This window comes from Rheinheimera sp. SA_1, assembly GCF_001669775.1.
Lineage (GTDB): Bacteria > Pseudomonadota > Gammaproteobacteria > Enterobacterales > Alteromonadaceae > Pararheinheimera.
Window position 1 is genome coordinate 403,527 of the sequence record NZ_LXWK01000011.1, and the last position, 11,227, is coordinate 414,753.

An 11,227-nucleotide genomic window follows, 5' to 3' on the forward strand; every position below is an offset into this window, starting at 1 on the left:
TTAAATCAGGGAGATTTCCAGTGTTGCGCAAAACTTTTCCAAAATCTGCGGTCACGGCCGCGCTGCTATTGGCGTTAACCGCCTGTGATTCATCTACGCACAGTAATGAAGGCAAACCGCAGCCTGTGCATGAACATCCAAAAGTCGAAAATGCCGGTCGGCTGGTGTTAAGCGCTTTTGGTAGTAACAATGTCTACATTTATGATATTAAAGATAAAAAACAGATCGGAAGCTTTGATCTGCAGTTGCCGATGCACAGCATTTATGCCAGTTCGGATCGTCGTTATGCCCTGTTGTTTCAACGGGTCGATAACCAGGTGCGGTTTATTGATGGTGGTGTGTGGCAGGAAGATCACGGCGATCACCTACATGACTATCAGCAAAATCCGCAGTTATCAACCTTCGTGCTCAAAGGCCCTGCACCAACCCACTACGAAGTGCACGCAGATCAGACCGCCATTTTCTTTGATGGTGTCGCTTCGCCAATGCAGCCATCCAGCGTGAGTGTCCTAACGGACGCCAGTATTGCTCAGGCCAAAGTCAGTGCCAGCCTGCAATTACCGCTGAATATGCACGGCACTGCTGAGCCGCGTGGCAAACATTTAATCACGACTTATCGCCCGGCAACGGCTAGCGACACCTTACCAACCCAAGTTGAGTGGTATAAGCAAAGTGGCGATAGCTTTACGTTAAAAGAACGTTTTGCCGAACAATGCCCCGGTCTGCATGGCAGCTATTCGGTGAAAGACTATAGCCTGTTCGGCTGTACCGATGGCGTGTTGGTGGTTCGGCAAAAAGCCGATGAATTTAGCGCAGTTAAATTGCCAAACCCTGCGGGGATGACAGGACGGATTGGCACCATTACCGGTCACAAAACCCTGACTCAAACCATCGGTTTTGCTGGTCAGGATATGTATCTGATTGATCCGGTGGCGTTAACGATGCAAAAAATTGACTGGCGCCAGAGCAGCGCAGCCACCAGAACGGCTTATGCCTTCTCCGGCGATGGCGACTATCTGGCGCAGCTGGATAACAGCGGCAAACTGGTAGTGCAGGATGTTGCGACAGGATATGCCATCAAAGCAACATTACAGTTGCTAAATGGCTTTGAGTCAGCAAATCCACCAGTGATTGCCGTCAACAGTCAGAACGATGACATCTACATCACCGACCCAACCAAAAAGCAGCTGCATCGGGTTGATTTAAAAACCATGGCCAGCAGCACCCTGCCACTTGATTTTACGCCAGCGAAAATGACCTGGCTGGGAGTTGCCAAACCAGCACCTTAACAGCGGCCTTTAGTTAATCGAAATCAGCGACAATCGCACTTAGCCCCTGCTATTCGTCGCCGATAACAAGGTTTTCATCACACCATGTTCCTGGGAGATGAGTTTGGCACCGCTCACCCGGTGCCTTTTTTCTACTCTCGTTAACGAGTTGCATGATGAAAAAAACAACAGCCATACAATTATCTGCTGCAAGCTGCCCTTATTTTACTGGCCTTGGCATTTTAGTAAGTCTAATTTTCAGCCGTTTAGCGATTGTCAACCCACCAAAGCCCCCTAAATTTGCACTTTTGTTTAAATAATAGCCTTTGCTTTGTCGGAAAAAATCCGTAAACTTGGCGCCCCTTCGGGGTAGAGCCTAGAGATATAGCGGTGCGCATCGGACCTTACCAATTATCGAACAATGTGATCTGTGCGCCGATGGCTGGCGTGACCGATTATACTTTTCGTGAGCTTTGCCGTCGTTTTGGTGCAGGTTTAGCTGTATCAGAAATGATGTCGAGCAATCCTTTGGTGTGGCAGAGCGAAAAGTCGCTAAATCGGATGACGCATGGTGACGAGTCTGGCCTTCGGTCGGTACAAATTGCCGGTAGTGATCCAGACCAGATGGCGGAAGCGGCTGTGTTTAATGTTGAACATGGCGCGCAAATCATCGACATCAATATGGGATGTCCGGCAAAAAAAGTGAATAAGAAACTGGCGGGTTCGGCACTGTTACAGTACCCCGAATTGGTTGAGCAAATTATTCAGGCTGTGGTAAAGGCTGTATCAGTTCCGGTGACGCTGAAAATTCGGACCGGCTGGGACACCGATAATCGTAATGGCGTGCAGATTGCGCGTATTGCAGAAGAAAACGGCATTCAATGTCTGGCGGTTCATGGCCGAACCAAAGCCTGTATGTATAAAGGAGAGGCGGAGTACGACACCATCCGCGTTATTAAACAGGCAGTGTCGATCCCGGTGATTGCTAACGGTGACATCACCTCACCCCAAAAAGCCAGGTTTGTGCTGGATTACACCGGTGCTGACGCCATCATGATTGGGCGGGCAGCACAGGGCCGGCCCTGGATTTTTCGGGAAGTTGTACACTACCTCGCCACAGGGGAACTGTTGGCACCACCTGACTTACAGCAGGTCAGGGATATTATGCTGGAACACGTTCAAGGCTTACACCAACTGTATGGTGAAGTGCTTGGTCCACGTATCGCCCGCAAACATGTGGGGTGGTATCTGGCTGAACACGATGCCGAAGGCGCGTTTCGCAGTGAATTTAACGGCATTGAGCAGCAACAAACGCAGCTTGACGCTTTGTGGAATTATTTCGAACAACTAGCAGCAACTTAACGTAAAGAGACCTGGTAATGTTTAATCAAAACGTGACTTCGCCATTTATCACTAACGCACATGTACAGACTCAAGAAAAACCGCAGCCTTTAAGTAACGCGGTTCAGAAAGCGGTGGCGAACTACCTGCAACAGTTAAACGGACAGGATGTAGAAGACCTGTACGAACTGGTGTTGTCAGAGCTGGAAAAGCCATTACTGGAAGAAGTAATGAAATATACCCGCGGAAATCAGACCCGCGCCGCCAATCTGATGGGCATCAACCGCGGCACGCTGCGTAAGAAGCTGAAACAATACGGCATGAGTTAATGCCCCCGCGGGAGGAGTCCCGCCAAAAAGCACCTTCGGGTGCTTTTTTGTTTCTGGGGCCTGGCAAATATGCTTTCGCTCCAAAAACCCTGTGCTGCCCTTTGACCTTGTTGACTAAATTTCCGGCTATGCTTGTTACCGTCAAAACCAGCAGCACAAAACTTAGAACCGAATTTTTTATCCCTTGCTCCTAAGCTTTGATACAGAGAGAGAACCGATATGACCTCAGCTCGTCCAATCCGTCGTGCACTGTTAAGTGTTTCTGACAAAACTGGCATTGTTGAATTCGCCCGCGCGTTAGCTGCCCAAGGGGTGGAATTGTTATCAACCGGCGGCACGGCAAAATTGCTGGCCGAACAAAACATTCCTGTTATCGAAGTCTCAGACTATACCGGTCACCCGGAGATTATGGACGGCCGGGTGAAAACGCTGCATCCCAAAGTCCATGGCGGCATCTTAGCCCGCCGTGGCCAGGACGAAGCAGTGATGGCGGCAAACAATATCAACGCCATTGATCTGGTGGTCGTCAACCTGTACCCATTTGCCAGCACCGTTGCCAAAGCCGGTTGCACCCTGGCCGACGCCGTAGAAAATATCGACATCGGTGGTCCGACCATGGTGCGCGCAGCTGCGAAAAACCATGCCGACGTTACTATTGTGGTGAACGCTGCAGATTACGACAAAGTACTGGCTGAAATGGCGGCTAACCAAGGCGCCACGACGCACGCGACCCGCTTTAGCTTAGCGATCAGCGCGTTTGAACACACCGCGCAGTACGATGGTATGATTGCCAACTACTTTGGCGCCATGCTGCCAGCTTACGACGCACCTGAAGCTGCGCCAAGCAAGTTCCCGCGCACCTTTAACAGCCAGTTCGTCAAGAAACAAGATTTACGTTACGGCGAAAACAGCCATCAACAAGCGGCTTTTTATGTCGAAGCACAGATTCAGGAAGCTTCTGTTGCAAGCAGTACTCAGCTGCAAGGCAAAGAGTTGTCGTACAACAATATCGCTGATACGGACGCTGCACTTGAGTGCGTGAAAGAATTCGCTGAACCGGCCTGCGTCATCGTCAAACATGCCAACCCTTGTGGTGTGGCGATTGGCGACGATATCCTTAGCGCTTACAACCGTGCTTACCAAACTGACCCAACCTCAGCCTTTGGCGGCATTATCGCGTTTAACCGCGAGTTAGATGCAGTCACCGCCGAAGCCATCGTCAGCCGTCAGTTTGTTGAAGTGATTATCGCACCAACAGCAACAGCGGAAGCTGCTGATGTTATCGCGAAAAAACCAAACGTACGATTATTGGTTTGTGGTGAGTGGTCAGCGAAAACCACCGGTTTTGACATTAAACGTGTCAATGGCGGTGTGTTAGTGCAGGACCGCGACCAGAACATGGTTGGACTGGACGATTTAAAAGTGGTCAGCAAACGTCAACCGTCACAAGAGGAACTGCGTGATTTACTGTTTTGCTGGAAAGTCGCGAAATACGTCAAATCCAACGCCATTGTTTACGCGAAAGACTCCATGACCATTGGTGTCGGTGCAGGCCAGATGAGCCGTGTGTACAGCGCGAAAATCGCTGGCATTAAAGCTGCTGACGAAAACCTGGAAGTCAAAGGTTCTGTCATGGCATCGGATGCGTTTTTCCCGTTCCGCGATGGTATTGATGCCGCAGCAGCTGCCGGAATTAAAGCGGTTATTCAGCCAGGTGGCTCAATGCGCGATGCGGAAGTGATTGCCGCTGCTGACGAGCATGGTATGACGATGGTGTTTACCGGTGTGCGGCATTTCCGGCACTAAGTTTTAGTATCGGGGCTTTAGTATCTGACACTGCAATTTGGCGTACTGCCTGCCGCTGACGTGGCGAGTACGCCCTATTGTTCAATGAATGTTCAACCGTAGGGCGCGAATCGCCGCAGGCAGTCCGCCAATGTCCTTTTCTGGCGACAAATTCAAAACCTGGTTAAACCAAAGTTTCCGCACCAACCGATGCGACTGGTCGCACGCCAACCCGACTAATTTCACCGTCCTGTAACTCTGCCACTGCCCCTATCGTCTCTGACCATAACACCTTACCGCTGGCCACCATCTTCAGTCCGCTCGGCGAGGAGCTCTTCTATCAGGGCTTGTTGACGAAGATAATATGTTTATAACTTTTCTGTCAGGAGTTGTCGTCAGCTAAAAAGGCTAGACCAGCCGTTGCCCCCACGAAGGCCATTTACGCAGCAAAATTCCATCACCATGTTGACATAGGCAGTAAAAATATAACGTAAATATCATTTTCATATCAAATAAACAAAAAAAAACCGCCACTTTGGGATGTTAATTTCAACAGCCACTGAACCCTTCAGTGGACTGCTCTGCGCAGTCATTCATTAACAAAAGGAATGTTGTTTATGTTGAATTTGCTCTCTCTCAGGGCGCACAACCGCAGCCGTCGCTGGTTGTCGCTCGCTGTTGTACTCTGGTCTGCAACTCAGTTGTTGCCTGCTGCGGCCAGCAGCGATAAAGCCACTCAACTTGAGGCCAAAAAATTTGCTGCCGGTGAATTGTTACCGCTACGCGCTATTGACAGTGGCATGTTGCCTAATTCCGTCAGTCAGAAAACCGCAGAGCGCCAGCTGCTGGAACTGGCTGCGCCACTGCAACCCAGTCCGGCAGTACGGCCAGCGGATGTTGATCAGTTAGTCCGGCAATCAGTTTCGAGCTCCAGTGTTGATACCGTCATTACTCCGGATCTACAGCAACTGGCCGACAGTCTGAATCGTGATCCGCTGGCGATTTACCGGCATTTTATTCAGCAATACACTTTTGAACCTTTTTACACCGGAGCGTTAAAAGGGGCGCAGGAAACTTTTTTCCAAAAAGCCGGTAATGATACCGACTTGGCCAGCGCGCTGATCACCACTTTAAGAGCCGCAGGGATCCAGGCACGTTATGCCACTGCCACAGTCCGGTTTGATCCGACCCAGGTGCCCGGCTGGATTGGGACTCAGGATCTGACCAGGGCAGCCAATATACTGGCGACCGCTGGTTATAGCCCGAAGTTGTATCGGGATGCACAAAAAAAGCCGGTGGCTTTGGAACTGAAACGGGTCTGGGTCGAATTTTATCAGCCGGCGACCGCCAGCTGGCAGTCGCTGGATCCAAGCTTTAAACCACACAGCCTGAGCCGCGGCAGCAATCTGCATCAGGCTGCCGGCAGTGATCCGGCCGATTTATACCGGGAACTGGACCGCAACGGTCTGTTAAACAACCCGGATATGATTGCCGAACCTAACCTGGATCTGGTCGATACCGTGGTGGACCAGCATATGAGCAGAACTGCCGAATATCTGGCAGGTCAGCCCACCCTGACACCGGCACAAGCGATTAATCCAAGAACAGTGGTCGTGACGACCGTTAATGCTCTGCCTACAACACTGCCATTCACCATTCAGGGAACTGTCAGCCGTTTTGATGAATTAACCGACAGCCAGCGCCAGCATATCCAGGTAGCACTGCCGGGGTTCAGTCATAAAATCAGCCTGCCGGCGGTAGCCGCCAAACGCTTGACCGTTGACTATGTGGCAGCCACTGCAGCCGATCAAAGCAAAATTGCTGCGGCCGGTGGCATTTTAAACGTGCAGTACAAAGGCGTTAATCTGAAGCCACAATTGCGGCTGGCCGGCACTGTGATTGCCACAGGTTCTGCGGTCAGTGTCGGCAGTTACCAGGTGATGAAAGTCACTTTCTGGCAAGGTGGATCTAGCAAAGACAGTGTCAGCCATAACGTTACCGCCGGCGGTATTTATGCCATCGCGCTGGATACACAAAAAGTCGGCAGCGAAAAACTAAAACGTTCGGCTGAACTGCTGAATCAGCTGAAAAATACCTATCAGAACAATGTGCTGGATGAAGCTTTTGCCGGCGAGTATTTACATTTTCTCGGCATGTCGTATTTCCGCCAATTGGATAACGCCATTGATAACATCAGTGCCAGTTCCAATGCCGTGATTTTCCATCAGCTGTCAGAAGCTCTGATATCTATTGATCTGAGCGCGCGTCCAAATGGTCAGGGCCAGTTCCTGATGTCAGTTGGTCAGCGCGGCATTGATGCACCGCGCAATATCTACAGCCTGTTTAGCGCCAACAATGACAGCAGTTTTAATGCTGCGGCCACGTTATTAACTGTCGGGTACGCTGCTTCTGCACTGGAACATGCGGTGTTTGAAAAAACCGCTGGCTGGCCGTCGGTGTCAACCATGTCATTTTTGCGCTTTGCGGCCAATCACGAAATCCCGATTTACAGTATCACCACAGCAAATGCCGCCACCGTATTGCCGCAACTGGATTTACCGACTGAGCTGAAAAACAGTCTGCAACAGGCGGTAAACGCCGGCCGGCATGTGATCACACCGCAACGGCAGCTGAAAGTCGGTAAATGGCTGGGGCTGGGGTACATCGTGCTGGATCCGACCACGGGTGCGGCCGGTTTTATGATCAATGGCGGTCAGGCCGGTGGTCGGCAAAACTTTACCCCGATGGATTTACCGACAACCAACCGCACCTTGCTGCAGGATGTCGGTTATGCCATCAGTGCGATTGCGAATGGTGTGCTGTACGGCGAGTTTGATAAAACTGCTTATGACACATCTTACGCCAGTAACCTCAGTCAGGGCGCTGCCTTTGTCTCTGATTTGTTAGTGGTGGGCGACCTTCGCAATATCGGCATCACTATGTGGGATTACACCTTTAACAATGGCAGTGGCAGCAGTGTGGCATTAGCCGCCGCCGGCATTGTTCCGATTTTTGATGTTAGTAAAAAAGGCTACAAAATTGCCAGTTCCTATTTTGACAATATTGGCCAGTCCACCAGCAAACAGTTGTATGACAATTTAGGCCCTGACAGCAGTAAAGCGCTCGCCAATCTGTTTAAACAAAGTGACAATATTAGCAGCAGTAGTACCAGACTGGGCGGTCAGTTTAATGCAGTGGCCACAACGGCCAGCCGTAATGGTTTGAATTTTAACAATATTGCGGTTCAGGATGGTCAGGCTTATTTACGCCATCTCGGTATTCCGACGGGTCAGCTTGATACCCCGACCAAAGCTTTGTTAGGTGAAAAAGCTGCGATAGACTACAGCACCAGACAGCGTGGCATGAGCTGTTATTTCTGTAATGGCACGCCCAACCAGCATGGTATTGACAGTATTTTCAAAGATGCCCAAGGCAACTTTGTCATTACTGAATCCAAGTTTATCGGCACCGGCAGTAATTTCGGCGTGGGGTCTTTAGCTGGTTCCGGCGCCAATAAACAGATGACGGATACCTGGTTGTATGGCTCTCAGTTGAATGGTTCGGCTGATAGTGCGCTGGCCAGAACTCCGGGGATGTCAAAACAACAAAAAGATGAACTGCTCATTGCCTTTAAAGCAGGTAAAGTTCGCAAACAAGTTGTGGTAGTGACAGATCAACATCGTGGGATTGGCGTCACCGACAAATTAAGCAAACATCCTGAATTTGCCGGTACAGCTGCAAAATCCAAGCTTGATCATATCGTGATTATTGAGTTACCGATTAAACCTTAATACAGCACAGCGGCTGCCCGGCAGCCGCATTTTTGACTATTTGAAAAAAGGATTTTTATGCAAACCAAAATCTCCATGCAGGATGAAATGCAATACCGGCTGGCATCTATTGAGCAGACATTAAAATTTGATCCAAATCAGGCGGTTGCAGATTCAAAATTTTTTGCCTGGATATGCGATTCCAACCTGTTGCTGGATAGGTCTTATTTACTTAATACTTTGCAACAGCCGGAAGAAGCTGCACAACAACGTCATCAAGCATTGCAGTCAGCACGAATGGCGACCGGTTATGCCAATGAGCTGGAATATTACACAGGTTTGCTCAATTGCTTTACCCACGCTTTGTTGTCCGGCAATGCGGCTGAAGCCAGCAGTTGGGCAGAGGTTATCAGCAAGAGTACCCAGCCGGTTATTATCGAAAATTATTTATTTTATGTGCCATTTTACCGTGCACTGGCGGCATTATGGCTCGGGCAGCCGATTGCTTGGTCAACACTGCAAGCGCCATTAGAAAAAATACAACAGTATAAAAAAACCTATTACCCGGCAGGAACTGTCGCGGCATTACAGGCGATTGAGCACGGAGACTGCAATGCTGCGGCCACTGCGATGGACCAGATGCTGCAATGGCATTATAAAAAAGCCGGCAAAGTAGGTAGTTTTATTTACAACGGTTTTACCGGTTTTATCTGCCAAAGTGTCACGTTGCTACTGATTTGCGCTTTATGGCGCGGACTCTCGATCAAACCCTTATTGCAGCATCACCAACAGCAGTTAAAGCTGATGCCGCACGATTTAATGCATCGGCCGGAACTGGCACCCAGTTGCCGTTTTGTGCTGCCGGTTGATTTTGTGCCGGATTATCTGCTGAGTGCCTGGCAACAACAGCGGCTGGCGGGGTAACCAGGGAACAACACACTTCTATGTAGAAAAAGGATTTTATGCAAAACACTATTTCGATAAAGGACGAGTTTCATTATCGCCTCAAATGTGCTGAGTTATATTTGGAGCTGGACCCGGCAACTGCAGTGCCAGATGCCAGATTTTTTGCCTGGATGCGCATTTCTAGCCTGCTGCTTGACAGCTCTTATTTGCTCAATACGTTACAGCGAGAAGCTGAAGCAGAGCAGCAGCGTCAGCAGGCTTTACATGCAGCACGCAATGCGGCTGGTTTTGCTAGTGAAATTGAATATTATACTGGTCTGCTCAACTGCTTTACCCACGCTCTGCTGGCTGGCGACGCCGCTGAAGCCAGCAGTTTGGCAGACGTTATCAGCAAGAGTACCCAACCGGTTATTATCGAAAATTATTTGTTTTATGTGCCATTTTACCGTGCACTGGCGGCATTATGGCTCGGGCAGCCGATTGCCTGGTCAACACTGCAAGCGCCGTTAGAAAAAATACAACAGTACAAAAAAACCTATTACCCAGTCGGAACAGTCGCGGCATTACAGGCGATTGAGCACGGAGACTGCAATGCTGCTGCCATTGCAATGGACGAGATACTGCAATGGCATTATCAAAAAGCCCGCAAAGTTGGCAGCTATCTGTATAACGGCAACGAAGGTTTTATCTGTCAAAGCGTCACTTTGCTACTGATTTGCGCTTTATGGCGCGGCCTCTCGATCAAACCCTTATTGCAGCACCACCAACAGCAGTTAAAGCTGATGCCGCACGATTTAATGCACCGGCCGGAACTGGCACCCAGTTGCCGTTTTGTGCTGCCGGTTGATTTTGTGCCGGACTATCTGCTGAGTGCCTGGCAACAGCAACGGCTGGTGGGGTAAACAGGGCATGGACTCTTAGCTCGATAAAAAGGATTTTTATGCAAACCAAAATCTCCATGCAGGATGAAATGCAATACCGGTTGGCATCTATTGAGCAGACATTAAAATTTGACCCAAATCAGGCCGTTGCAGATGCAAAATTTTTTGCCTGGATGAGCGACTCCAACCTGCTGCTGGCCAGGTCATATTTGCTTGATACTTTGCAACGGTCGGCAGAAGCTGCTCAGCAACGTCAACAAGCATTGCAGTCAGCACGAATGGCGACCGGTTATACCAATGAGCGGGAATATTACAAAGGACTGCTGAACTGTTTTAAACATGCCTTGTTGTCCGGTAATGCCGCTGAGGCCAGTAGTTGGGCAAACGTCATCTGTAAAAGTAATCAACCTGTGCTAACAGAGTGTTATCGATATTATCTGCCATTTTATCGCGCACTGGCGGCATTATGGCTGGGACACCCAATACCCTGGTCAACATTGCAAGCGCCGTTAGAAAAAATGCAGCGGTATAAACAAACCTATTACCCGATTGGAACAGTCGCTTCGCTGCAGGCGATTGAACAGGGAGACTGCAATGCTGCGGCCACTGCGATGGATCAGATGCTGCAATGGCACTATAAAAAAGCCGGCAAAGTAGGTAGTTTTATTTACAACGATTTTAGCGGTTTTATCTGCCAAAGTGTCACCTTGCTATTGATTTGTGCTTTATGGCGCGGACTCTCGATCAAACCCTTATTGCAGCATAACCAGCAACAGCTAAAACTTATGCCGCAAGATTTAATGCACCGGCCGGAACTAGCACCCAGTTGCCGTTTTGTGCTGCCGGTTGATTTTGTGCCGGACTATCTGCTGAGTGCCTGGCAACAGCAACGGCTGGCGGGAGCTCGATAAATAGGATTGTTATGCAAACCCAAATTTCCATACAAG

At 49.6% G+C, this 11,227-nt stretch carries 8 protein-coding genes; all 8 read left to right on the forward strand.

Annotated features, from left to right (window positions below):
* Positions 1–20: 20 nt before the first annotated feature.
* The 8 genes from A5320_RS03025 (at position 21) to A5320_RS03060 (ending at position 11,191) form a co-directional block, all read left to right on the forward strand.
* Complete coding sequence (locus tag A5320_RS03025; RefSeq protein WP_068060744.1) at positions 21–1,289, forward strand: hypothetical protein; 1,269 nt, start codon at positions 21–23, stop codon at positions 1,287–1,289.
* Positions 1,290–1,658: 369 nt separating this feature from the next.
* Positions 1,659–2,630, forward strand: a complete 972-nt coding sequence (gene dusB, locus A5320_RS03030) for a tRNA dihydrouridine synthase DusB (RefSeq protein ID WP_082971497.1) — start codon at positions 1,659–1,661, stop codon at positions 2,628–2,630.
* Between the two features lie 17 nt (positions 2,631–2,647).
* A complete protein-coding gene (gene fis, locus A5320_RS03035; RefSeq protein ID WP_068060747.1) occupies positions 2,648–2,938 on the forward strand; it encodes a DNA-binding transcriptional regulator Fis in 291 nt (96 codons plus the stop codon).
* Positions 2,939–3,157: 219 nt separating this feature from the next.
* Entirely contained in the window at positions 3,158–4,744 is a 1,587-nt protein-coding gene (purH, locus tag A5320_RS03040; RefSeq protein WP_068060751.1) for a bifunctional phosphoribosylaminoimidazolecarboxamide formyltransferase/IMP cyclohydrolase, read from the forward strand.
* A 596-nt stretch (positions 4,745–5,340) separates the two neighbouring features.
* Positions 5,341–8,514 (forward strand): transglutaminase domain-containing protein, encoded by a 3,174-nt coding sequence (locus tag A5320_RS03045; protein WP_068060753.1) that lies wholly within the window; start codon positions 5,341–5,343, stop codon positions 8,512–8,514.
* Between the two features lie 57 nt (positions 8,515–8,571).
* Positions 8,572–9,417 carry a hypothetical protein gene (locus A5320_RS03050; RefSeq protein WP_068060756.1) on the forward strand — a complete coding sequence of 282 codons (846 nt, stop codon included), beginning with the start codon at positions 8,572–8,574 and terminating at the stop codon, positions 9,415–9,417.
* A gap of 38 nt (positions 9,418–9,455) precedes the next feature.
* The gene (locus A5320_RS03055; protein ID WP_068060757.1) at positions 9,456–10,301 is read left to right on the forward strand and encodes a hypothetical protein; all 846 of its coding nucleotides are present in this window, start codon (positions 9,456–9,458) and stop codon (positions 10,299–10,301) included.
* Positions 10,302–10,339: 38 nt separating this feature from the next.
* Positions 10,340–11,191 (forward strand): hypothetical protein, encoded by an 852-nt coding sequence (locus A5320_RS03060; protein WP_068060758.1) that lies wholly within the window; start codon positions 10,340–10,342, stop codon positions 11,189–11,191.
* Positions 11,192–11,227: the final 36 nt, after the last annotated feature.

Excerpts from the sequence above, each read along its gene's own strand:
- purH (WP_068060751.1), top strand. The coding sequence starts at position 3,158 with ATGACCTCAGCTCGTCCAATCCGTCGTGCACTGTTAAGTGTTTCTGAC.
- A5320_RS03055 (WP_068060757.1), top strand. The coding sequence starts at position 9,456 with ATGCAAAACACTATTTCGATAAAGGACGAGTTTCATTATCGCCTCAAA.
- A5320_RS03050 (WP_068060756.1), top strand. The coding sequence starts at position 8,572 with ATGCAAACCAAAATCTCCATGCAGGATGAAATGCAATACCGGCTGGCA.
- A5320_RS03045 (WP_068060753.1), top strand. The coding sequence starts at position 5,341 with ATGTTGAATTTGCTCTCTCTCAGGGCGCACAACCGCAGCCGTCGCTGG.
- A5320_RS03060 (WP_068060758.1), top strand. The coding sequence starts at position 10,340 with ATGCAAACCAAAATCTCCATGCAGGATGAAATGCAATACCGGTTGGCA.
- fis (WP_068060747.1), top strand. The coding sequence starts at position 2,648 with ATGTTTAATCAAAACGTGACTTCGCCATTTATCACTAACGCACATGTA.